Here is a 24,511-nt window from a genome sequence, read left to right as displayed (position 1 = left end):
ATACTAAAAGTTTGTTGTCACCCCAGTATACGCACTGACGCGATGCTATTGAAGATTGATGACGTTTCACTGACTGCGATCGACTGCTAGGATTACTATGAGTTTGCGCCATTTTTTAACCTTATCTGATTTAACCAAACAAGAACTAGAAAACTTGATCAAACGCGCAAGCGAATTGCGTAAGATGCAACACGCAGGCGAGATATACCAGCCTTTTGTTGGTCGTACGCTTGGCATGATATTTGAAAAATCTTCAACACGTACACGTATCTCATTTGAGACGGGTATGGGTCAATTTGGTGGCAGCGCCATATTTTTATCGCCAAATGATACTCAACTAGGTCGCGGTGAGCCACTAGAAGACTCAGCACGTGTGATTTCTAGCATGGTCGATATCATTATGATTCGTACCTTTGGACACGAAAAAGTTGAAACCTTTGCTGAATACTCAAGTGTGCCTATTATCAATGCATTGACTGATGACTATCATCCATGCCAATTGCTCGCTGATATGCAAACCTATTACGAGCATCGCGGTAGTATTGAAAACAAAATCGTCACATGGGTTGGTGATGGCAACAACATGTGCTCATCATTTATGCAAGCTGCCAATCAGTTTGGTTTTGAATTACGTGTGGCAGCACCTTACGGGTTTGAGCCTGATCCGAAACTTATGGAGCGTTTCTCACACTGCGTGAGTCTGGTAGAAAACGTACAAGACGCAGCAAAAGATTCTAACCTAATTGTCACCGATGTATGGGCAAGTATGGGTCAAGAGTCTGAGCAAAATACGCGTGCACGTCGTTTTGCCCCTTATCAAGTGACGCCGTCTCTATTAGACAAGGCCGACCCTGAAGTGGTATTTATGCACTGCTTGCCAGCTCACCGTGGTGAGGAAATCTCTCATGATATGCTCAACGACCCGCGTTCTGTCGTTTGGGATGAAGCCGAAAACCGCTTACACGCACAAAAAGCATTGATGGAGTTTTTACTCAAAGACAAAATTAAGCTGCCTGCATAGCTTGTCTTTTATTGCCTTAGGCTATTCTATAAAAAACTAGTAAAATAAATGGTAAGATAATTTGCCAATAAACTCCTAAATAAAAAAGCCGTCCAAATCTGGACGGCTTTCTTATTTGTACAAGTAGCTTAAGATTGAATTAACGCGTTAACGTCGTCACCCCATTAGCACCTGCTTTTAGCAATACATCAGCTTGGTTTGCCGCAAAGATACCATTGCAAACCACACCTACGATATCGTTTAGTTCTTTTTCAAGCGCGATTGGATTACTTACATCTAAGTCATAGGTGTCTAAGATAACATTACCATAATCAGTGACAAAGTCTTCGCGATAAACTGGCTCACCGCCCAGTTTGGCCAATTGGCGAGCCACATACGAGCGTGCTTGTGGCAATACTTCAATCGGTACTGGAAACGCGCAACCTAATATATCAACGCTTTTACTATCATCGACCATACAGACGAACTTTTTTGAAGCTGCTGCCACAATCTTTTCGCGAGTCAATGCACCGCCGCCACCTTTGATAAGTTGCAAGTGCTCATTAACTTCATCTGCACCATCGATATAGACATCCAATGTACCAGCAAAGTTCAAATCGACTATTTCTATACCAAGCGCACGAAGTTTGTCTTCCGTCACCTGTGAGCTAGCGACAGCGCCAGCAAGCTTCAATTGTGGCAACAACTCAATCAAACAGTTGACCGTACTACCTGTCCCCACCCCAAGTATCATATCGTCTTCGATATAACTTAGCGCAGCTTTGGCCGCGGCTTGCTTTTGTGCTTGCTGATCACTCATCATAAATCCTTGGAAAATAAACGTATGGTCTTAAAAGAAGTAAAAGGCTAAAAGAGGTAAAATGCGGGGCTATTATAACCGATGATATTAATGGATGTTAGCGCATCATGACGCTAATTTATGAGTTCTATCATGCCAAGCTCAGTCTTAACTTCGCCAAATACCTGTACTTCATCTACATTTAAACTCAAAATCCTAAGAAAACTGTAATTGAGTCTTGCAAGATACTAAAAATCGGCATAGGCTAATCTATTTCGTTTTTATATTCATCTACACTTTTTATATTCATTCTGTTTAGGGATTACTATGTTGTCACACTGGGTACGAGCCATCTTACAAGCCACCGTCTATGACGTTGCTATTCAAACACCACTTGAAACGGCACCCAAGCTGACCCAACGTTTTACCAATGACATTCGTTTTAAGCGTGAAGACTTACAACCGGTCAAATCTTTCAAATTGCGCGGCGCCTATAACCGTATCAGTCAGTTGAGTGATGAAAAAAAAGCGCGCGGCGTCATTTGTGCCTCAGCAGGTAACCATGCGCAAGGCGTGGCGTACTCTGCGCGTAAATTATCACTAAATAATATCATCGTTATGCCAACCACTACTCCCGACATCAAAGTGGATGCCGTAAGAGCACTTGGTGGTAATGTAGATCTACATGGTGATAGCTTCGATCAAGCGAACCGTTATGCGATTGACCGCGCTGAACGCGAAGGACTGACCTTTATTCCACCTTATGATGATGAATTGGTCATCGCAGGACAAGGCACCATTGGTCTTGAGCTGACTCAGCAGTGGCGCAACATGGACTATGTATTCGTTGCCGTTGGTGGTGGTGGCCTAGTTTCAGGGGTTGCCGCATTTTTAGGCGAAGTGGCACCGCATGTAAAAGTGATTGCGGTGGAAGCCGAGCAATCAGCTTGTTTAAAAGCGGCGCTTGAAACAGGTGAGCGAGTCAAACTTGAGCAAGTAGGATTGTTCGTGGATGGTGTGGCAGTGGCGCAAATTGGCAAACTGCCTTTTGACGTCGTGCGTACACAAAAAAGCGATAACTCAGGTCCTATCGTTGAACCTGAAGTGATTACCTGTACCAATGATGAAGTATGTGCGGCTGTCAAAGACATCTTTGAAGAAAACCGCAGCATCGTTGAACCTGCTGGCGCACTATCTGTCGCAGGTATGAAAAAGTATATCGAAGCCAATAATATCCAAGACAAAAATTGTGTCGGTATCATTTGCGGTGCCAATATGAATTTTGACCGCCTACGTTATATCGCTGAGCGTACCGAAATTGGTGAGAAAAAAGAAGCCATCTTTGGGGTGACTATCCCTGAACAAACGGGTGCGTTCTTAAACTTCTGTCGCAGTCTACACGGTCGTAACATCACAGAGTTTAACTACCGTGCTGACAGCAAAAAATCGCCAGACTCGATGGAGCCTGCCTCAATCTTTGTCGGTATTGCTCTAAAAGAAGGCGAAAAAGAGCGTCAGACGATCAGCAACCAATTGTCGAAAGATGGTTATACCGCTCACGACCTGACTGATGATGATATCGCCAAATCACATATCCGCCACCTAATTGGTGGTCATGCCCATGTCGAAAATGAGCAATTGCTACAAGTGGTATTCCCAGAACGTCCAGGTGCATTGCTAACATTCTTAGAAAAACTGGGTGATGACTTCAATATCACTTTATTTCATTACCGCAACCATGGTGCCGCCGAAGGTCGTGTACTGGTTGGTTTGCAAGCCTCTGAAGGCAACTCTCGTCAGCTACAAGACGCGCTTTTAGATATTGGTTATGACTGTGCAACGGTCAATGACAACGTTGGTTATCAGTTGTTCCTAAAATAGTCAACATAGACATAATTTTTCATACCTAATGGCAGTTTTTAGAACAATTAAAAACTGCCGTTTTCAAATTAATAGTGATTACAAGCTGGCAGGTATGGCACAGTGATAAACAAAATATTAGTGATATTGATATGTCTGATTTTTTTGCTTATAGGTTATAGAGTCCTTCAACCTAACAATACGATAAATCAACCTGCGACCAATGTAGCGGCAGATATCGTAACGCAACCTGCGCTTACCTCTGCTGACACTGATAACATCGACAATATTGATGGCATAACGCCCACCTATGTTGATTTGGGTTCCACATCAGAGTCAGCTATAACTCCAGTATTATCAACACAATCAGCCTCAAGCTTTTCATGTGATGGCAGAACACATTGTTCACAAATGACATCCTGCGCAGAAGCAACTTATTTCACAAACTATTGCCCCAATACAAAAATGGATGGTAACCACGATGGTGTGCCTTGTGAACAACAGTGGTGCAACTAATTCACCCTCGTAATATCCATTTGTAAATCTACAAATCGCCCTAATATATGCCTAGTATAGAAAAGTAGATATAGAGGATTTTATGAAGAAAGATACTGATAAAAATCAGGAGCTGGTGAAAATCCGTCTCGATAAATGGCTATGGGCAGCCAGATTTTATCGTACACGCACCCTTGCCAAGCAAGCGATTGAGAGTGGACGTGTACACTATTCTGGTAGCCGTGTAAAAACCAGCAAAGAGATTTCGGTTGGAGATGAGCTTACCATTCGTCAAGGCTCAGCGACCGCAATGACCGAAAAGACGGTCGTTGTTGAGGCGCTATCTGCACAGCGTGGCAATGCAACCGCCGCTGAGGTATTATATTCAGAGACCAAAGAGAGCGAAACGCGTCGTGCTTACTATGCCGAGCAACGCAAACTGGCAAACCTTGCTCGTCCTGATAACAAGCCCAACAAAAAAGAGCGTCGCGATCTACAACGTTTTAAAAGCAATCAAGACTAAATATATCTTACGCTCTCCCCTTGTAGCCATGTATTATATGGCCTCAAGTCCATTGCTAAATGACGCTATTGTTTAGTCTCAACCCTTGCCATTCTAAGCATTAAACGTTACGCTAGCCGCTGATTCAATCAATTGCATGCTAATAAAAGCCGCATTAATAGTGCTGGTCTCTTATAGCATGTTTTTTTGTTGTAGAAGGTCATATTATGCTAATGAAAGCCTGTACTCCCTCGTCTGTGTTATTGGTATGTTTAGGGAATATATGCCGCTCTCCTACTGCTGAAGAAGTTTTTCGTCAGCAAGTAGCGATTGCAGGACTATCCATAAAAGTAGATTCAGCAGGCACTAGTGATTGGCATGTTGGCAGTGCGCCTGACATGCGCTCGCAGCGTCATGCTAAGTCACACGGCTATAAAATTAATAAGCTGGTCGCGCGTCAAGTCAGTGCCAATGACTTTCGTGATTTTGATTTAATCTTAGCCATGGACGCGCAAAACTTATCTGATCTGCAAGCAATCAAAGATAGCATTACAAACGCAGAAGATAACTTGGCGACATTAGCTCTGTTCAGTGAAGAAGACCCGACATATGGCGGTGATGATGTGCCTGATCCATATAAAGGCGATAACGATGATTTCGAAGAAGTGATCGAGCGTATCGAATCAAGCGCACAAGCTTGGATAGAAAGCTGGAAAGCCTGCTAGCCATACCGTCTATATTTCTGCTACTCTTGCATCCGGTATCTTCTATAATATAGTTAATCCTCTATAAAAGAGCTACAGCGTTAACCTCGCTTGAAGTATCACAGTTACGTCTGTACTCAGTTGCCTTGTATCTCTTTTAAATTGAATCAACTATCGCTACCTTATCATTTATTATCCTTTTGCCACATAGGCTATGTTATGACCCAAGCTTCACGTCTTGACCACAATGCTCAGTCTACCATCACAACCAATGTTTCAGCGACTGCCTTAGTCAATGAGTCAATCGATTTGTCATATGACAATACTATGGCATTGACCTGTGTTGCTGACTCTGTAGTGGCACTAGAGAATGAGGCGCAGCTTGACGACTTTATGGCAACTTATACAGAGGTTGCAGCAGACAAATTACCATTATTTGTGCTATCTGGTGGTAGTAATGTTTTATTATCTACAGTGTTAAAAGCCACGGTGTTACAGCCAAAAATGCGTGGTATTCATCTGACCAATCAAACCAACGATTATGTTGATATCGAAGTTATGGCTGGTGAGAACTGGCATGATTTGGTCGTACATACGGTTAATCAAGGCTGGTATGGGTTGGAAAATCTGGCGCTAATCCCTGGTCTGACTGGCGCGGCACCCATACAGAATATTGGTGCCTATGGTGTACAACTAGAAGATCGCTTACAGTATGTACGTGCCTATCATTTGCCAACACAAACTTGGCACCATTTATCAGCTGCTGATTGCCAGTTCGGCTATCGTGACAGTATCTTTAAACGCACGCCAAACACATGGCTTATTAGCCGCGTAGGTTTTAGACTACATACTAATCCTGCTAATATTCTAGCCAATTATGGCGATGTACAGACTGTAGCACAGCATTATGCTGAGCAACGAGGGCGCGCGCAAGCGACACCTGCTGATGTGATGCAAGCCATTATAGATATTCGACAACAAAAGCTGCCAGACCCAAAACAGCTGCCTAACTGCGGTAGTTTTTTTCAAAACCCTATTATCAGTCAGGAGCAGTTCACGGCGCTGCAAGCAACCTATCCAACTATCGTTGGTTATACCATGGCTGATAAAATGGTAAAGGTTGCTGCGGGCTGGCTCATCGAGCAAGCAGGCTTAAAGGGAAACGGCATTGCACCTATTTTTACGCACAAACAGCAAGCATTGGTGCTGACAAACCACAAGCCTCAGCAAGCCACGCAAGACGATGTAGCCATCGCGCAGAAATATATTGCTGCTACCGTCTATGACAAATTTGCCATTCAACTCTTACGTGAGCCAGTCTGGGTGAATGCTGATGGCTCAATTGGATATGCTGAGCATGTGGCCTAAAAAATCATGGTCTAAGCCGCCATTATCTAAACGATTATGGCGATATTACTTGCGGTTTTCTGAACGCATGGTGACACTCTTTCGCATTATTAATATCACTTTTATACTAGGCTCCACGTCTGTCATCTTAGTGATTATTAGCTTATTCACCCCACTGTTTTCGCAAGCGATCGTTTATATATTTTCTTTACTACCGCTACCTGATACGCCTTCTGCTACCATGAGCTCTCCATCTACCGCTTACGTAGTACTAGGCGGCGGTCTGACCAATGACCATAACAACCAAATCATCTTAAATCGCTATAGCCTCAATCGTGCCCGTACCGCTGCAGGCGCTTACCATGACTTACCTTTACCGATCGTATTGAGTGGCGCGGAAGCTCCATGGCTCGGCCAATGGTTGACGGAACATGGGATCGATGGACTGATAAGCGAAAATGCCAGTATGAATACGTGTGAAAATGCCCGTTTTACAGCCAAACGTGTTCCACTACGTCATGTATATCTGATTACTGATAGCTACCATATGGCACGTGCACGTAGACAGTTTGCCTTAAACGGTATCAATAGCACACCACTCCCTGCGCCACTCCCTGTAAGACGCGAATGGATGAAGCCAGCACACAACTTAAGCCACTCACGGCGTGCTGTCTATGAAATCGCTGCCTATCTGCGCGATGTGATACGTCCACAAACGGACTGCCGCCAAGCCAATGACGTGACGTCACAGCAGCTATTGACCCCAAGAGGTAACGCCGCAAAAAACGCTAACGAATAAACGTTAAAGATGTACACCATACCATTGAGAAACTTATTCTAAATACTATCGTAGCATCCACTATATTCGTGATGGGTGTATAATGATAAGAGACACAGTTATTTGAGAGATTTACCATGCTCAGTATATTTTTATTAATTCCATTAAGTCTCATGCTGTTTGTGGTTGCTATTTGGGCAGTGCGTTATGCGGTCAAATCAAACCAATTCGAAGATCTAGACAATGCATCACAGCGTATTATATTGGATGATCGTCAAGAACGCCGCCAAACCATGCAAGATTATGAACGCTCAGCACCCGACCAGCAACAAGATAATACAGCGGTAACTAATGGAAATAACAATAATTCTGACATAGATAAAGATGCCAAAATCTAATTATACTTACTTTATAAATGCGTAACTTATTGGTACTGCTTCATCAAGTCATACAGTACGAGTAGGTTCGCCCTTTAACATTCTTAGGAGACGCATTCATGACCATCGCTTTAATTGTGGCGGCATTACTAATGGGATTCTTTGGTTCACCGCATTGCTTAGGCATGTGTGGTGGTCTTGTGACTGCATTTGGTCTATCTATGAAAGACGTCAGCCCCGCCAAACGCCGTGCTTTAGTGGCCACTTACCATTTTGGGCGCTTAACGAGTTACGCATTATTAGGCTTAATCGCAGGGCTTATCGGTATTACCGTATTAAAGCCATTGATGATGGGTAATAGCACACCGCGTATTTTATTAGGACTGGTGCTGGTATTTGTCGGTGTAACGATGCTTGGTGCACCGTTTTTAACCAAACTCGAACGTTTTGGTATGCGCTTTTGGCAATACCTTAGCCCACTGCGTCAAAAGGTATTTCCACTTAATACCTTTCCGCGCGCACTCACAGCAGGTTTGCTTTGGGGCTTCTTACCTTGTGGCTTGGTATATGGTGCTCTACTGATTGCGGTTGTTGCACATAATCCATTAAGCGGTGCTGCATTAATGTTTGTCTTTGGTCTAGGAACCATACCGATGCTAGTTGCGACGCATGAAACGGTCGGCTGGTTACGCGATAAAATTGGCCGTTTTCGCTTGAGACAGTTAAATGGTGCCGTTATGGTAATTTCAGGCTTGGCAGTAGCGGTCGTGCCGATGGTTATGGCAAATATGCATGGTGGGCATGGCGAGATGAATCATGGTAGCCACGCTGCTATGATGTCTGATATGGACTCTCATGACATGGGTCAGATGGATCATGATATGAATATGACAGAAAACATGGATCATAACATGCAAAATATGGACAACCATATGAACCATAGCATGCATGACACGAGTAATGAGTCAATGGACATGAATCACCATGAGCATACCGAAATGATGGAACACGCTCAATAAAGTTATTCATAACAGATACTATTAAAACTTAGCATATAAAAAAGCCCTCAATACCATTTTCGATATTGAGGGCTTTTTTATATGCCAAATAATACTCAGTTTATAGTAATTATTCCTGCCACTGCTCAAGCGTAAATTTAGTTTCTAAATGCTTTTCTAATGCTGGTATATTAAAAGCATCATCCTCACTCACAAAGCTGATACTAATACCTGTCTGACCCGCACGGCCCGTACGACCAATACGGTGTACATAATCATCTGGCTGATCAGGCAAAGTAAAGTTGACTACATGGCTGACATCATCGACATGGATACCGCGTCCTGCTACATCTGTTGCTACCAAGATAGACGCATGACCATCCTTAAATCGCTGTAAGTATTTCTCACGTTTTTGCTGAATAACATCACCTGAGAGCATCACGATATTATGCGCTTGACGCAATTTATGATACAGACGCTTTACTTGGTCTTTACGATTGGCAAAGATGATAACCTTCTCTACTGCTTTATCACTAATGATACGCTGTAAGGCATCTAGCTTTTGATCTTCTGTTAGCAAATAGAAATGCTGATCTACTAGCTCACTGGTTTTATGTTCAGGCTCAATCTCAACAAACTGAGGTTCGTGCAACCAGCGGTAGGCCAAATTCATAACGTCTTGGTTAAAAGTTGCAGAAAATAATAAGCTTTGACGATCGGTATTGGCAGGCATTCGACCGACTAGGCGCTTGATATCAGGAATAAACCCCATATCTAGCATACGATCTGCTTCATCAAGTACCAGTACCTCTACTCTATCTAGATACACCATGCCTTTATTAGCAAGATCAATTAGACGACCAGGTGTCGCTACCAAGATATCAACGTACTGACGTTCAAGCTCGTGCTGCTGAGTTTCATAGTTAGTCCCGCCCATAATACAAACGCTATGTAGCGAGGTATATTTGGTCAAAGCAATACAGTCATCAAATATTTGCTGAGCCAGCTCACGAGTTGGTGCCATGATCACAGCGCGTGGCTCACCAAGATAGCGCTCTTCATCATTGGTAAATGGACGCTTAAGCAAGGCTTCCATAATAGTCATTAGAAAAGTCGCTGTTTTCCCTGTACCTGTTTGTGCTTGCCCAATAGCGTCTTGATTTGCCAATGTATGCGGCAATATCTTTGCTTGAATGGGTGTCAATTCCGTGAAGCCTAGATCACTTACTGCACGCAGGGTCGCTGTTGAAAGTGGCAGATCGGTAAACGTTGTAAAATTGCTCAAAAAAATATCCTTTTAAATAAATTACTTGTCTTTTATTAATTATAAATAGGCTCATAATGAACCTTTATAGTATCAAATGTAGCGTTTAAACCGCAGTCAGTAAGAGTAGCTTTATTAAGTCTGTGGAAAATCATCAAACATATAGGCACAAAAAAAGCCAAGCCCAAATTCAATCCTACCAAATATGCTGTAGTTCACTCAACATAGGTAAGATAAGATGGGCTTGACTCAGTAGTATATCAGTAGTTTGTACAGACATTATAACTAAACCGCTTTAATGTCTGAGCAAATTACTCTTCTGTCTTTCTGACTTCTTCAGCTTGCAGACCTTTGTCACCTTCTACTACGCTGAACTCAACTTTTTCGCCATCCTTTAGAGAACGATAGCCATCACCCTGAATCGCGCGGAAATGGACAAAAATATCTTCTCCGCTGTCACGTTGAATGAAACCAAAGCCTTTTGCGTCATTAAACCACTTAACGATACCTTGCTCACGAGCTGACATAATATTACTTCCTAAAAAAGTCGCTTAGCCCTAGATTCCTTTGCGACATTGCATATAAACAGGGTCTAAGATTATGAAATCAAAAATTAAGAGTATTACTACTCTACTTACCATCATCTATGTAGTGCTTTAATAACCTACATAGCACTTGCATAACAAATTCACAAGACACATTTACCGTCTCAAAATTCGATAATAGCAACAATATTGCAATATTTATTGCATAAAAAATATCATAGCACGGGTTTTTAGCAACATAAAGACTTTTAATATGCTTTTTGATATCTAAATAATTTTTTAGACAAATTTTTATAACCCAGCTGGCAAGCTGTTATGATAAAGAGCAAGATGTATTGAAGCCAGCTTAGTCTAGCTGCACGCGTCTTAAGTTATTTATATATTATAATAAACTATCAACATCGCTCAATAGTTACCGAGACCATTATGACCGCCTCTACTCCGATAAAAGCAGCTGAACAATCGACCAACAAAAATTCCAATAAAATACTGACTCATAAATTACTACTGGTAAATGGGGTAAATCTAAACTTACTAGGTAAACGAGAACCGCATATTTATGGTCATACGACGCTTGCTGATATAGAGCAGCAACTAATCGAGCGCGCCGCACGCCATGGTATAGATTTAATATGCATACAGTCTAACCATGAAGGTAAGCTAGTAGACGACATTCAGTATCACGGATTATTGGCGGATAAATCTGACCAAGTCGATGCTATCATCATCAACCCAGCTGCATTTACGCATACTTCAGTGGCTCTGCGCGATGCGCTATTGGCCACGCAAAAACCATTTATAGAAGTACATTTATCCAATGTTCATGCACGTGAGCCTTTTCGGCATCATTCCTATTTAAGTGACGTTGCGGTTGGAGTGATTTGCGGCTTGGGCCAATTAGGCTACCAAATGGCGCTTGATTACTGGTTGAGCAACATATATGCAGCCGAGACAAACAAATAAAATGACGGTGTTTACTCTTTTACAAATAATTGCACGCGTCTTCACACATTAGTCAAACAGTAATTTTGCAATTAAAATAATAGAATTACGACTGAGTAAACAACCCATTATACGGTGACATGAATGGCAAAATCGTCCGGAAAACGCTTTATGAAACTTGCTGGCATGACAGCAAGTATTGCTGGCAAAGCCGCTAAAAACTCATTTAAGCATCTCTCAAGTGACGAGGAAAAGCGTCTGCAAGCTCGCTCAGATTTAATGCAAGACGTGGGCGTTCAAATTGCTGAGACGTTGGGTGAAATGAAAGGCGCAGTGATGAAAGTCGGACAGATTGCTTCACAGTATAAGGATGTGTTCCCGCCTGAGGTTGCGTCAGCGCTCGAAAAGCTACAGAAAGATGCACCGCCAATGCCGTATGCGCAGATACGTGCCCAAGTTGAACGCGAGCTAAAAGCACCTATCTTAGAGTTGTTTAGCGAGTTTGAAGAGACACCTTTTGCCGCAGCATCCATTGGACAAGTGCACAAAGCGACTTTGCCATCGGGTCAAAAAGTGGTGGTCAAAGTCCAGTATCCGGATGTCGATGAAAACTGTGATAGCGATCTCAAACAAGTACGCATGGCATTAAAAATCGCTGGCGTGCTCAATATGAGTAAGCAACTACAAGAGCAACTTTTTAATGAGATTCGCCAAAGCTTGCATGACGAATTGGACTATGTCAAAGAAGCTCACAACTTACGCGTGTTTGGTGCTTTTCATGCAGAAGATGAAGGCCTTATTATTCCTAAAGTGATTAGCAGTCATTCTTCTAAAAGGATTCTGACTTTAACTGAAGAGATGGGAGAGACTTTGACTGTTGCTGCGACATGGGACAATGACGTCAAACAAAAAATTGCTGAACGTCTGTTTCACTTTACCGCAGGTCAACTATTTGGGTTGTACCGTATGCACTGCGACCCTCATCCGGGTAACTTCGCTTTCCGTCATAACGGCAGTGTCGTGGCCTATGATTTTGGCGGTATCCGTAGTTATAGCGATAGCGAAGTGCAGTTATTCAAACGCTTTGTCAAACATGCGCTAAAAGGTGACGTCACTGCACTCGAACAAGATTTGATTGCCCTAGATATTCGCCGCGAAGACGACAAGAACATCCCTGGTGAATTTTATGAACAGTGGCTATCGATTGGTATGAAGCCTTTATCCATTAGCCCCTATCAAGAAGGTGCATTTGATTTTGGTAGTAGTCAAGTACATCACGAAGCCATTGCGCAGATGCGCACCTCTTTGAAGTACTTCGGTCAGTTTCAACCTTCCGCTACCACTATGATGCTAGATCGTACTGTATCAGGACAATACTGGAATCTGGTCAATCTAGACGTCGAGATCGACCTCTCACCACTGGTTGATGAGTACATCGATGCATAGTAGTCCATTTGCTGTCATGATTGAATCTATCTCTATATATGTAATGCGTGTCCGCAGCGATCACAAAAGTCTGCCCCTACCGCATGACCAAACTTGCCGCAGTTTGGACAAGTCACTGGGTTCAACTGCGGACGCATATTACGAGCTAGCTCTGACGTAAAGATACCTGTTGGTACAGCAATAATCGAATAACCCGTAATCATAACCATGGTTGCTATTGCTTGTCCGAGCGGTGTTTTGGGTGACATATCACCATAACCAACCGTCGTCATCGTGACAACTGCCCAGTAGATAGACAATGGAATACTGGTAAATCCATTCTCTGGCCCTTCTACCACATAAATGATTGAACCGAAGATGGTTACCAATAGTACAAGCGATAAGAAGAAGACTGTGATCTTCTGTTGACTGGTTTTTAATGCGGAAGCCAAAAAACCAGCCTGTTGCATATAAGCTTTGAGCTTAAGAACACGGAATACACGTAAAATACGTAATACCCGTATCACAAGTAGATACTGCACGCCCACAAACATTAAACTCAAGTAACTTGGCAATACAGACAGCAAATCCACTATCCCAAAGAAACTAAAAGCATAACGTAAGCGGTTGGGTGCTGAAAACAGCCTTAGCACATACTCAATAGTAAATAAGATGGTAAAAAACCACTCTGCATAAAAGAACAACGTGCCATACTGCAAACGCATATATAGCACACTATCAAGCATGACGACGGCCACACTGGCTAAAATTGCAATCAGCAATACAATATCAAAGAGCTTACCCAAACGGGTATCTGTGCCTTCGATAATGATGTGCGTACGGTTACGCAAGTGTGTAAGAGCTTCGGCGGTTGGTTGCTTCATAGAATCAGTACTTTATAAAATCAATGGTTTGATAGCACGCAATGACTTAGAATGTGATGGATAAGGGCAAGTTGGTCAAAATAGCTAAAACTGGTTTATAATATCGCTCACCTATCACAGTGAATACAATCTATAGGTTGCCACAGTGTAGCAAAAAAGCACTCTCAACAACATACAAATCGTTAACGTGCCAGTAGCGCTGCTACCTCACACAAACAAAGTAATGATAGTATAAAATCAGGCAATCAAATATTGAAGGTTGTTATTGTTCACTCTTTTTATTCATAAAAATAGTACGTAGAACTTAAGGATGTTATATGGCAGGCCATTCAAAATGGGCAAATATTAAACACCGTAAAGCCCGTCAGGATGCAGTGAGAGGTAAGATATTTACCAAAATTATTCGTGAAATCGTTTCAGCTGCCAAACAAGGCGATCCCGATCCTGATAAAAACCCACGCTTACGTGCCGTTATCGAAAAAGCGCTATCAGCCAATATGACGCGCGACACGATTAATCGAGCTGTCGACCGCGGTACAGGCGGCGGTGATAACGAGAATATGGAAGAAGTCAGTTACGAAGGCTATGGTGTTGGTGGTGTGGCTGTATTGGTCGAAACCATGACGGATAACCTCAACCGTACGGTTAGCGAGGTACGTCACGCTTTTACCAAAAATGATGGAAACCTTGGTACATCAGGCTCAGTGGCATATCTATTCACTAAACGTGGCGAGATCACTTTTAACGATGTCAGTTTAGAAGATGAAGTGATGCTCGTTGCACTAGATGCAGGCGCTATAGATATCGAAAATGACGGCGAAAGCTTACTCGTTATTACTGAATGGGAGAGTTTTGGTCAGGTCCAAGATGCCCTAAATGCGGCTGGTCTGGTTTCTGACAATGCCGAAGTTACCATGTCACCATCTACCACGGCTGAGATCGACAATGTTAATGATGCTGAAAAGATTATAAAGATGATTGATATGTTAGAAGATGCTGATGATGTGCAAGAAGTTTATACTAACGTAAAATTCTCTGCTGACGTCATGGCTCAGCTTGAAGCGTAATCTTATTAATTGTTCATTGAAAAGGGCCAGATACTAAAAGTATTTGGCCCTTTTCTATTAATATAGATTTGAACTCAGCTTTACATCCGACTTCCTTCTAGCGCTAGTAAATATTCCTTTTTATCTAGCCCGCCTGTATAACCACCAAGCTTACCATCGCTAGCAATCACTCGATGACAAGGCACGATAATGCTAAAAGGATTTTTGCCATTGGCCTGTGCGACCGCACGAAACCCTTTTGGACTGTCGACACGCTGCGCGAGTGTGGCATAGCTGATAGTTTCACCATACTCAATACCTCGCAGTGCCTGCCATACTCTTTGCTGAAACTCAGTACCCATAGAAAAGTCTAAGGGCAAATCCAATGTCTTACGCTTACCATCAGCATAGTCTTTGAGTTGGAAAATCGTTTCTATCAATAACGCTTGAGCAGGTTCATCCATGCTTAGGCCATTTTTATCTATAAAGGTAAAATCTTTATCTGTCAGACCGTAGTACTTTTTAAGTTTAGGCACAGATTTTGAGCTATGCCATGAATTACCTGACAGCAGCCAGTTAGCTTCAACAAGCATAGGCTGACCATGTTCGTCGACATGAGCAATTAGCGTTAATTGGTGTGACCCAAAAGATGCTGTGGTAACTATCATAGCGTCTATTTCCATATTATCTTAAAAATGATTTACTCACTAAAACTGGCTCTCTTATTCTTTATCGTCGGTCTCGAACAAGGCGGCGACAAACTGCTTCGGACTAAAAGAGCGCAAGTCATCAATCGACTCACCCACACCAATATAACGAATAGGCACATCTGTCGTTTCGGCAATATTAAACACCACACCACCTTTAGCAGTACCATCTAGTTTGGTAATGGTGATACCTGTCAGCGGTACAATTTTATTAAACAACTCGACTTGGTTGATAGCGTTTTGACCTGTACCAGCATCCAGTACAATCATACCTTCATGCGGGGCACTTGGATCCGCTTTACGCATGACACGTACGACTTTCTCTAGCTCTGCCATCAAATGTGTCTTGTTTTGCAAACGACCAGCCGTATCAGCGATGAGTACATCAATATTTTTTGCTTTAGCTGACTGCATCGCATCAAAAATGACGGAAGCGCTATCAGAACCATGACCTTGTGCCACAACTGGAATATCATTGCGCTCGCCCCAAATCTGTAGCTGCTCAGTCGCTGCCGCGCGGAACGTATCGCCCGCTGCCAACATGACTGATTTTCCCTCACCTTGCAGACGCTTGGCAAGCTTACCAATTGTTGTCGTTTTACCCACACCATTAACACCTACTACCAATATAACAAATGGCTTTTTACTGGTATCAATCACTAATGGCTCAACTTTTGGTGTAAGGATATCAACCAGTTCGCTTTGCAATGCTTTATATAGTGAATGGGCATAAATCAGATCACCACGATCTGTCTGCTCAGTGAGGCTCTTGATAATACGATTCGTCGCGTTGACACCGATATCAGCTACCAATAGTTGATCTTCGACTTCTTCTAATAGCTCATCATCAATCTCTTTACCACCGATTAAAATACTAACCATACCTTCGGCTAAGTTTTTGCGTGACTTGCTGAGACCCGTTTTCATACGGTTGAACCAACTGCCTTTTTTCTTGTTTTCTTTAGGCTCTTGGGTCTCTGCATCAGGCTCTTTGGTAATAGCCGCCTGCGTGTCGCTATCAGATACTGGGTTTATACTTGGTGTATCACCCAATTGATCTTGTAACGGCATAGCAGGAACGGTTGATGCCGTATTGGACTGACTTGTAGTACTTGTCTCTTCAGCGCTTAAAAAGCTTTCAGGAGCACCTTTAGGAACATTGTGTTCCTCTGTCATCACAATTGGTGTGGCCAACGCAATATTATCTGCAGAATCATTATTCGGGACGTCTTGATTTACCGTACTGTCCTGTTTAGGAGCACTATCATCGGCATCATCGACGATGGGTACAGATTGCACCGGTAGACTGGGTAAGGTAATATCATCGTCATCTAAGTCGTCGAGACCAGCATCAAGGTTAATGACTACGCGGTTAGTATTGTTTGGGTTATTCATAAACTTGCCCTAAAGGTTATCACTATCAATTATTTGTTTATTGTTAATGGATTTGTATGTTGCCATCTAGCTACGAGCGACATGACACCTAATTTTGACTTATTTTAGCATATTTACAGTCATGCTCAGCCCTTACCCTATTAGTCTATCCTCAAAATTTATCTGCTTAAGAAATCACTCTATGACTTGAGAAAGTTTTGCTTAAGGTTTGGACACAAAATTCTGACCCGTTACTTATCAGACTTCGCCTACTCTACCAAGACTTATTTGATAAATACTTATTAGGAACGCTTTATGTCATTACTCTCTAAACACTATAAAAAAATCAGTAGCATCAGTGTGGCTGTTCTGCTAACGACGACTATATTGGTGATAGGTTGCACCACCACGCAAGAGTTTAGACCGACTGCTAGCGTTATGGTTGGTGCTCAGACCTCTTTGTAATACCTTCTATTACTATGATTATCACTTAATTTTTCAGTCAACATTCTATATAAGTAGACCATATCATGCCATTGTCTTTACCTCTACCGGCTGCGCCATTACGTATTGCTTGTGCCTTAGCAATAGCAGCGTCACTTGCTGCGTGTCAAACCAACACGATGCCTACTAACTCTGCAACCACGACAAGCTCAATCGCAACAAATAGCTTGGCTCAAAATATGTCAGATGAAAGCAAAGACACTCAGCCATCCGAGTTGACAATAGACATGTCGGGCCGACATGAATATCAATTAGAAAATGGTCTAAAAGTCGTCATAAAAGAAGACCACCGAGCCCCAGTCGCTATGACACAAATCTGGTACCGAGTGGGCTCGGCAGATGAGCCTCTTGATAAAGGTGGTATCTCTCACTTACTCGAGCACATGATGTTTAAAGGTACTACCAATGTCTCTAGCGATGATTATGAGCGGCTAATTGCTAAATTTGGTGGCGTCAACAATGCTTTCACTAGCTATGACTATACTGGATACTACGAGCTGTTTCCTGCCAATCGTATGCCATTGGCATTGGAGCTTGAAGCAGATCGCATGAAAAACCTTACTTTCGATGACAATGAGTTTGCCAAAGAACATCAAGTAGTTATGGAAGAGCGTCGTCAACGTACTGATGACAATCCGCTTGCCAAAGCCTATGAATCATTTCGTCTGCTAGCGCTACCTGACAGTCCAAAAGGTGAGTCTGTCATTGGGCCTATGGACGAGCTAAAGTCGATTAAACTTTCAGACTTAAAAGACTGGTATAAGACATGGTATGCACCTAATAATGCAACGTTAGTCATCGTCGGTGACGTGCAACCACAGGAAGTACTCACCCAAGTCAAACGTTACTTCGGTGATCTAGAAAAAAGCAACTTACCCAAACGCACCTTTGTCACTCAAAAAGGTTTCCGTGGTTACCAAAAAGTAGACTCTGAGCAGGCTGTACAAGTACCCGTTCTATTAATGGGTTACAACGTACCGAGCCTTGCAACGGCAGGTGCAAGCAATGAAAAGCAAGCTTATGCCCTCTCACTCGCTCAAGATGTGCTCGATGGCGGATTATCTGCACGCTTAGAGAGTCGCTTGATACGTGAACAGGGTCTGCTGACCTCGGTTGGCACTTCTTATGACTTACTAGACCGCGGCGATGGACTGTTTTTAATACAAGCAACACCGCGTGAAGGCGTCAGTTTAGAGCAAGCACAACAAGCCATAACCTCAGAAATAGAAAAACTAAAAACCGATCCTATTGCCAATGATGAAATCAGTCGCGCTAAAACCAATACGGTTACTGGTTTGATTTATGCGCAAGACAGTATGGAAGGACAAGCACGTATGATTGGCTCATTACAGTCTATCGGTCTAGATGATAGGTTACTGGCGAAGTTGCCAGCTAAGCTTGATGATATCAGTGTGGCCGACATCCAAACTGTCAGTAAAAAATACTTGGTCAGAGACAACTTGACGGTGATGCATATCGTGCCACCTCAAGATAATGAAAAACCAGCTAAATAATAGACGATACTCATTATCAAACGTCTCATAAACATAGCCACAAACCTGTATTCTTAATAAGAAGAAACACATGATTCAGAATAAATACGACTCTAAAACGAAGCAAGAACCCTTTAAGACTACCTCACCCTCTGTAAAAAGTACCTTTTCATCTAAAAAGCGATCCTACCTCAGTACCAGCGTAGTTTTTGCTTTTAGTATATTGGCTACTACTGCTCAGGCTGATACAGCCGCTGCTGAAGATTACCGTGCGCTTGTCACAGTCGATGCAAGTGCGCCTATTGCTGCCCTATCTAAGTTGACAAGCTTAGATGAAGACCAACCTTTGGAAGTCACCGTACCGACCATTCAGCAGTTTAAAACTAAAGCTGGCGTACCTGTTATGTTTGTACAAACGACCACCCTACCAATCATCGATGTTGATTTGCGTTTTAATGCGGGTAGCGCGCGTGATGGTAGTATCAAAAATGATGGTTTTGGTATTGCTAACATGACAGCGACGATGCTCGAACAAGGCTCCGAAAGTCTAGATGAAAATGCATTTACACGTGCTGTGGAGACTTTGGGTATCAACCTAAGCAGTAGCGCCTATAAAGACATGTTTATCGTTTCACTACGCAGCCTATCTGATGACCAGCATCTCCTGCCAGCCATTGATTTAATGACACAAATGGTAAGTGAGCCTACGTTTGACGAGGAAACTCTAGCACGCAATAAAGCACGACTGCTCGTTGGTTTACAGCAGCAAAAGCAAGATCCAAATAGTCTAGCAAGTATTGCTTTCAGCGATGCTTTGTACGGTACTCACCCTTACGCGCACCCATCAGTTGGCACATTAGAAAGCGTTCCTGCGATTGAGAAACAGCAACTGATAGACTTTAAAAACAAATATCTAGTGGCGGCAAACGCATCCATTGCTATGACCGGCAATCTAACATTAGAACAAGCTAAAAAACTGGCAGAAGACATCACTACTAAACTGCCTACTGGCCAAGCTGCCGCCGAATTACCTGAACCGAAACCGCTTACTAAAGCGCAGCACGTTCATATTCCATTTCCAAGCACTCAAACTACTGTACTCATGGGACAATTAGGTAGCAAGCGGGCAACTGACCCAATAGCACAGCAGCAGCAAACCAACTTTGCGGTTGGAAACGAAGTCATGGCAGGTAGTGACTTTAATGCGCGGCTAATGACAGAAGTGAGACAAAACCTTGGCTATACTTATGGAATCTCGGGATCAATGAATCCCATGCTCTCGCGAGGCCCCTATCAGATTGGTTTTTCGACACGTAATGATAAAGCGCGTGCAGCAATTGATGCAAGTTTAGAGGTTATCAATGGGACACTGGACAAGGGTATTACTAAGGATGAGATGCGTTTGACTACAGATAACTTAAAAAACAGCTTCCCAATGGGATTTGCAAGCAATGCAGGCATTAATGGATTATTGGGAATGATGAATTTTTACCAATTACCGAATAATTACTTAGCTGACTATACCAATCGCATCGATCAAGTCACACTTCCAGAGGTCAATCAAACCATGCAAGATACACTAAAGCCTGATAATTTCTTGATTGTCACTGTGGGACAAGAAAATCCGTGGGAAGAAAAGAAAGCGACAAAGAAAACTAGTAAGAAATAAGTTGCTAGGAAGTAGGATATTTTTAGATATAAGAGTTATTAACAATATATGCATGTTATGAGTAGTAGAGAATACTACTCATAACACTTACTTTAATATTTGAAATACTATGGCCCTAAAATAAAAAATGGAGCATTCTCAATGTTTAGCATTAGGAATGCTTGGCATCAGAGATTTTTAATGCAACATCATAGACAAAATGTTCAGGCTTATAGGTAGCCCCATTATAGCTTAGACGGATAACGTGCTTGTCATAAGACGTCACTTTATAATTACCATTAGCAAAATTATGTATCGTTGGCACAACTAATAGCGCTTCTATTTGACGGTTATCTACTTTGACATTGAGACGCTGCCCCTCTCGCGGATATAAAAAATAATCACAATAGTCATTTACCATGACCTCTGATATACGCTCAATAACCTGATTACCTGTTTCTTCTTGAATTAATTTTGGACAAACGTCAGAACGCTTAGATGCCAAACGTGCGTAAGAGTTCTTGATATTGTCTTCTATCTCCTTAGAGCTTTGTATGTTTCTGGCAGAATTATCTGTCACTGTCATACTACTTTCGGAGGACACCTCTGTACTACATGCGCTGACCATCAGTATGGATACGAGTGCAGGAATAAGTAAAACGCCATACTTGTTATGGGTCGGCTGCAAAAGACTCTGACGCCTACCTTTTGCTTTATAGTATCTTACTATTGTTGAGCACTGATTTTTCATAAATTTCGCTTAAGGTAAATTCAGTCGTTTTTCGTAGATCATGAAGACAATTGATAGTACACATTATTAAAGCATGGCTTGCGAATACCAAACAAATTTTTGATGAACTTATGCGTACAACCTATAAATCCTACTAAACAATTGCAATAGTATTGCTTTTAGTAAATACCGACGCAGTATATATAAAAATGAATATATATATCTAGCATTATTATGATTTTTTTATCTTTATTCGATATTTACATCAGCAACAATCTATTTAATATCGACAAGAAGAAGAGCTACTAGCGTGATTAAATCCCCATTTACGGTAGCCATCAGTATCCAAATGAATAGCCCCTGTCGCATATAATCCTAAGCCAAAATTGTAAGACTGTCCCTGATATTGCCAAAACTGACATAGGCCATCTTGCATGGTATTCAAGCGCCATAAATTATCTTCGTACTCAGGTACCCAAATATCTATGGCACTCGCATTCATATGCTTACTACTATCAGCACCACCTGCACAATCATTCAGTCCTGGGTTACGATATACCGACCGTATTTCACTGCTGGGCGGCAAAATGCCTTGGTTTTTCAATTCACTATAGAGATGCAATGTCGGTACGATGTTAGGCCACAACTCTTGCGGTGGTAGCTGATAAGGTTCATATCCACATTTACTCCAGCTACGAGCGGTTGTAAGTAATTGAGATAGCGGTGGTACATTCTGTGACCCTACTCGTGAGCTGAGATAGCGTTTATACTCTGCTACTTGTCTAGCACGATAACTATTACTGTTTAGCCATGCATTAAAGTCCATACTTGTAGAATCTTTATAAGCACCATTGTAGGTGTTGTTTAACGTACTATAAGTAGCACCGCGCTTCACAATATTCACACGTTTATTTTCTTCAATAGATAACCTAGCATCAATCTCAAAATCACGCTGCTTTTGTACAATCAAGTTTTGCATACTGTCGTTATTTGATGTATTCGTACTACTATTTTGACGTATTTGAATACGGCGTTCACTATCATCACTGATAATAACGGCATGAGCAGTTATACTACCAGCACAAAGTATGAACGTGAGAACAGGCTGGAAAATTTGCCTATACGCATAGGTTTTTGATTTCATCATGACAAGAAGCTACCGCTAAAAACGTTTTATCGATACTATCAAATTTTCGACAAGCAGGCTAAACTATCGCTTCTAATTTGAAGTCCAATATTGATAATTAACACTTATCCTTACAACTTTTATAATTGAGTGACTTTATGACTTATGTGCCAATTAATTGACTGTCAATTGCTCGCGTACTTTTATTAGAAATGGTACTTTTAAGCTTATCTCACTCTATGCTTATCACGAGAAAATTTAGTTAGTACTTCCTTCCTACATCAATTGTTATGTCAAACTCTGCCTATGTCTTCTAGCCCGCAATATCGTTTTTCACGTCAGAGCCATCATCTGGGTCAAGGTCATGCACCGACACTATGGCAACGTATCCATATCGATCCATGGTTAACCTTACTACTACTGACAGTTTGTTGTATTGGTCTAACGATACTATATAGCGCTGCAAGCCAAGATATTGGTATGGTCATTCGCCAGATGGTCAGTTACGGTGTGGCATTTGCTGTGATGTTTACCATGGCCCAAATACCGCCCAGTCTCTATCGTACTTTTACGCCTATATTTTATGTCCTAGGACTCATACTATTAGTATTGGTAGATATTATTGGTGAAGTGCGTATGGGTGCTCAGCGCTGGATTAACTTACCTGGTTTTGGTAGTGTACAGCCTTCGGAGTTTATGAAACTTGGCATGCCAATGATGTGTGCTTGGTTTTTGTCTAAGCGTGATCTGCCACCGTCAGCGTCTAGCATTGCTATCACATTAGCTTTGATTATTGTACCTGTGCTATTAATTGCTAAAGAGCCTGATCTTGGTACGTCACTACTGGTCGCTGCCAGTGGTATATTTGTACTTTTCTTAGCAGGCCTCTCGTGGCGTTTAATCTCTGCCGCTGTAATCTTAGCTGTACCCTTTATAGCTTTCGCTTGGAATTTTTTACTCCACGACTATCAGCGTACGCGGGTATTGACACTCCTCAATCCTGAAGCAGATGTACAAGGTGCGGGATGGAACATCATTCAATCGAAAACCGCCATCGGGTCTGGTGGTCTCACTGGAAAAGGCTACCTAGAAGGCACTCAATCACATCTACACTTCCTACCAGAAGGCCATACTGATTTTATCATTGCTGCTTTCTCCGAGGAGTTTGGTTTACTCGGCGTGATGCTACTAATGTTTATCTACTTTTGCCTTCTATCACGTGCTCTATATATTGCTTTCACTCATCCTGATGTCTATTGCAGGTTGTTAGCTGGTGCTATCGCCATGTCTTTCTTTGTTTATATATTCGTCAACGTCGGCATGGTTGGCGGCATCTTACCTGTTGTAGGTGTTCCACTACCATTCATTAGTTATGGGGGTACGGCAATTGTAACTCTGATGGCAGGATTTGGCTTACTTATGTCTATTCATACTCATAAATCTGGCTAGATTACCTATGACTTCATAAAAAATGATATATGTTCGTGTAGGAAACAATAACAGTTACAAACCTAAAATAATGAGTCATTCTACTCGCTATTATTCTGATGATAAACGAGCATAATTTCTGATATTGGTTAACTAACCACAGATGCGGAAAGATTTTATTGCTTGTTTTTTACAAAAAATTGCGTTAACCTCATTTTACTATACTCTGATACATAACATGTACATAGCTACTAACAAACATTTCATTCAAATATATTTAGGTTGTAGCTTAGCTGTATAGTTAACATCTTGTAGATTCCAGACTTTCAAATACACTACTTAATTAACGGTTTGATAACAAAGCGATACGCGATGTTTTCTAAACCTTCTATTAATGTAGCACTCTAAAGAAGTTTGTATATCGCACATCATGTAAATACGACATAGTCATATTGTCACTCAGTCTTTATTCTAGACTCTGTATTCAATAGTTATCGCTAACTATCATTTGAGCGTATCGTCAGTCACTCTAGCC

The 24,511-nt window shown here is 42.0% G+C and carries 23 protein-coding genes and 1 pseudogene; 16 read left to right on the top strand and 8 right to left on the bottom strand.

The features are described from left to right. Positions 1-97: 97 nt before the first annotated feature. Positions 98-1,021 carry an ornithine carbamoyltransferase gene (gene argF / locus ACT3QR_RS08675; RefSeq protein WP_444520944.1) on the top strand — a complete coding sequence of 308 codons (924 nt, stop codon included), beginning with the start codon at positions 98-100 and terminating at the stop codon, positions 1,019-1,021. Positions 1,022-1,160: 139 nt separating this feature from the next. Here argF and rpiA read toward each other — a convergent pair whose 3' ends face one another. Continuing rightward, entirely contained in the window at positions 1,161-1,820 is a 660-nt protein-coding gene (rpiA, locus tag ACT3QR_RS08670; protein WP_444520943.1) for a ribose-5-phosphate isomerase RpiA, read from the bottom strand. A 306-nt stretch (positions 1,821-2,126) separates the two neighbouring features. On the opposite strand from rpiA, the gene ilvA reads away from it, so the two are divergent. The 8 genes and pseudogenes from ilvA to ACT3QR_RS08630 all read left to right on the top strand — a co-directional run bounded on the left by ilvA (position 2,127) and on the right by ACT3QR_RS08630 (position 8,881). Further along, on the top strand, positions 2,127-3,680 hold the full coding sequence (ilvA, locus tag ACT3QR_RS08665) for a threonine ammonia-lyase, biosynthetic (RefSeq protein WP_444520942.1): 1,554 nt from the start codon (positions 2,127-2,129) through the stop codon (positions 3,678-3,680). Positions 3,681-4,034: 354 nt separating this feature from the next. Then, positions 4,035-4,175 (top strand): annotated as a pseudogene (locus ACT3QR_RS08660) (excalibur calcium-binding domain-containing protein); the annotation flags it as partial. A gap of 82 nt (positions 4,176-4,257) precedes the next feature. Next, a complete protein-coding gene (locus ACT3QR_RS08655) occupies positions 4,258-4,677 on the top strand; it encodes an RNA-binding S4 domain-containing protein (protein ID WP_444520941.1) in 420 nt (139 codons plus the stop codon). Positions 4,678-4,883: 206 nt separating this feature from the next. Next, entirely contained in the window at positions 4,884-5,381 is a 498-nt protein-coding gene (locus ACT3QR_RS08650; protein WP_444520940.1) for a low molecular weight protein-tyrosine-phosphatase, read from the top strand. A gap of 306 nt (positions 5,382-5,687) precedes the next feature. Next, a complete protein-coding gene (gene murB / locus ACT3QR_RS08645; protein WP_444520957.1) occupies positions 5,688-6,728 on the top strand; it encodes a UDP-N-acetylmuramate dehydrogenase in 1,041 nt (346 codons plus the stop codon). Further along, positions 6,694-7,506 carry a YdcF family protein gene (locus ACT3QR_RS08640; protein ID WP_444520939.1) on the top strand — a complete coding sequence of 271 codons (813 nt, stop codon included), beginning with the start codon at positions 6,694-6,696 and terminating at the stop codon, positions 7,504-7,506. Before murB ends, ACT3QR_RS08640 begins: the two co-directional genes overlap by 35 nt. Positions 7,507-7,622: 116 nt before the next feature. Next, positions 7,623-7,883 (top strand): cbb3-type cytochrome oxidase assembly protein CcoS, encoded by a 261-nt coding sequence (gene ccoS, locus ACT3QR_RS08635; RefSeq protein WP_444520938.1) that lies wholly within the window; start codon positions 7,623-7,625, stop codon positions 7,881-7,883. A gap of 98 nt (positions 7,884-7,981) precedes the next feature. Further along, positions 7,982-8,881, top strand: coding sequence for a sulfite exporter TauE/SafE family protein (locus tag ACT3QR_RS08630; RefSeq protein WP_444520937.1), 900 nt, complete (start codon positions 7,982-7,984; stop codon positions 8,879-8,881). A 109-nt stretch (positions 8,882-8,990) separates the two neighbouring features. On the opposite strand, the gene ACT3QR_RS08625 is transcribed toward ACT3QR_RS08630, so the two are convergent. Both ACT3QR_RS08625 and ACT3QR_RS08620 read right to left on the bottom strand, forming a co-directional pair. Further along, a complete protein-coding gene (locus ACT3QR_RS08625; RefSeq protein ID WP_444520936.1) occupies positions 8,991-10,145 on the bottom strand; it encodes a DEAD/DEAH box helicase in 1,155 nt (384 codons plus the stop codon). A 290-nt stretch (positions 10,146-10,435) separates the two neighbouring features. Further along, positions 10,436-10,651: a cold-shock protein gene (locus ACT3QR_RS08620; RefSeq protein WP_444520935.1), complete on the bottom strand. Its 216-nt coding sequence runs from the start codon at positions 10,649-10,651 to the stop codon at positions 10,436-10,438. Between the two features lie 444 nt (positions 10,652-11,095). On the opposite strand from ACT3QR_RS08620, the gene aroQ reads away from it, so the two are divergent. Together aroQ and ACT3QR_RS08610 are read left to right on the top strand one after the other, a co-directional pair. Then, positions 11,096-11,632 carry a type II 3-dehydroquinate dehydratase gene (gene aroQ, locus ACT3QR_RS08615; protein WP_444520934.1) on the top strand — a complete coding sequence of 179 codons (537 nt, stop codon included), beginning with the start codon at positions 11,096-11,098 and terminating at the stop codon, positions 11,630-11,632. Between the two features lie 123 nt (positions 11,633-11,755). Then, positions 11,756-13,057 (top strand): ABC1 kinase family protein, encoded by a 1,302-nt coding sequence (locus ACT3QR_RS08610; RefSeq protein ID WP_444520933.1) that lies wholly within the window; start codon positions 11,756-11,758, stop codon positions 13,055-13,057. Positions 13,058-13,089: 32 nt separating this feature from the next. On the opposite strand, the gene ACT3QR_RS08605 is transcribed toward ACT3QR_RS08610, so the two are convergent. Beyond that, the gene (locus tag ACT3QR_RS08605) at positions 13,090-13,920 is read right to left on the bottom strand and encodes an ion transporter (protein ID WP_444520932.1); all 831 of its coding nucleotides are present in this window, start codon (positions 13,918-13,920) and stop codon (positions 13,090-13,092) included. 317 nt (positions 13,921-14,237) lie between these two features. Between ACT3QR_RS08605 and ACT3QR_RS08600 the strand changes: the two genes are divergently transcribed. Continuing rightward, a complete protein-coding gene (locus ACT3QR_RS08600; protein WP_444520931.1) occupies positions 14,238-14,987 on the top strand; it encodes a YebC/PmpR family DNA-binding transcriptional regulator in 750 nt (249 codons plus the stop codon). A gap of 80 nt (positions 14,988-15,067) precedes the next feature. On the opposite strand, the gene ACT3QR_RS08595 is transcribed toward ACT3QR_RS08600, so the two are convergent. Both ACT3QR_RS08595 and ftsY read right to left on the bottom strand, forming a co-directional pair. Continuing rightward, positions 15,068-15,634: a methylated-DNA--[protein]-cysteine S-methyltransferase gene (locus ACT3QR_RS08595; RefSeq protein WP_444520930.1), complete on the bottom strand. Its 567-nt coding sequence runs from the start codon at positions 15,632-15,634 to the stop codon at positions 15,068-15,070. Between the two features lie 54 nt (positions 15,635-15,688). Further along, positions 15,689-17,068, bottom strand: coding sequence for a signal recognition particle-docking protein FtsY (gene ftsY, locus ACT3QR_RS08590; RefSeq protein ID WP_444520929.1), 1,380 nt, complete (start codon positions 17,066-17,068; stop codon positions 15,689-15,691). A 294-nt stretch (positions 17,069-17,362) separates the two neighbouring features. Here ftsY and ACT3QR_RS08585 point away from each other — a divergent pair, with 294 nt between their 5' ends. The 3 genes from ACT3QR_RS08585 to ACT3QR_RS08575 all read left to right on the top strand — a co-directional run bounded on the left by ACT3QR_RS08585 (position 17,363) and on the right by ACT3QR_RS08575 (position 20,713). After that, positions 17,363-17,512: a hypothetical protein gene (locus ACT3QR_RS08585; RefSeq protein WP_444520928.1), complete on the top strand. Its 150-nt coding sequence runs from the start codon at positions 17,363-17,365 to the stop codon at positions 17,510-17,512. A gap of 65 nt (positions 17,513-17,577) precedes the next feature. Continuing rightward, positions 17,578-19,065, top strand: a complete 1,488-nt coding sequence (locus ACT3QR_RS08580; RefSeq protein ID WP_444520927.1) for a M16 family metallopeptidase — start codon at positions 17,578-17,580, stop codon at positions 19,063-19,065. Positions 19,066-19,135: 70 nt separating this feature from the next. Beyond that, positions 19,136-20,713, top strand: coding sequence for a M16 family metallopeptidase (locus ACT3QR_RS08575; protein ID WP_444520926.1), 1,578 nt, complete (start codon positions 19,136-19,138; stop codon positions 20,711-20,713). 151 nt (positions 20,714-20,864) lie between these two features. Here ACT3QR_RS08575 and ACT3QR_RS08570 read toward each other — a convergent pair whose 3' ends face one another. Then, complete coding sequence (locus tag ACT3QR_RS08570; protein WP_444520925.1) at positions 20,865-21,380, bottom strand: hypothetical protein; 516 nt, start codon at positions 21,378-21,380, stop codon at positions 20,865-20,867. Positions 21,381-21,702: 322 nt separating this feature from the next. Beyond that, positions 21,703-22,569, bottom strand: a complete 867-nt coding sequence (locus ACT3QR_RS08565; RefSeq protein WP_444520924.1) for a D-Ala-D-Ala carboxypeptidase family metallohydrolase — start codon at positions 22,567-22,569, stop codon at positions 21,703-21,705. A gap of 285 nt (positions 22,570-22,854) precedes the next feature. Between ACT3QR_RS08565 and rodA the strand changes: the two genes are divergently transcribed. Then, complete coding sequence (rodA, locus tag ACT3QR_RS08560) at positions 22,855-23,997, top strand: rod shape-determining protein RodA (RefSeq protein ID WP_444520923.1); 1,143 nt, start codon at positions 22,855-22,857, stop codon at positions 23,995-23,997. Positions 23,998-24,511: the final 514 nt, after the last annotated feature.

It is taken from the genome of Psychrobacter sp. AOP7-B1-25 (assembly GCF_052376195.1).
Classification (GTDB): domain Bacteria; phylum Pseudomonadota; class Gammaproteobacteria; order Pseudomonadales; family Moraxellaceae; genus Psychrobacter.
The sequence above is the reverse complement of the archived record's forward strand: the minus strand, read 5'-3'. Positions and strand labels throughout refer to the sequence as shown.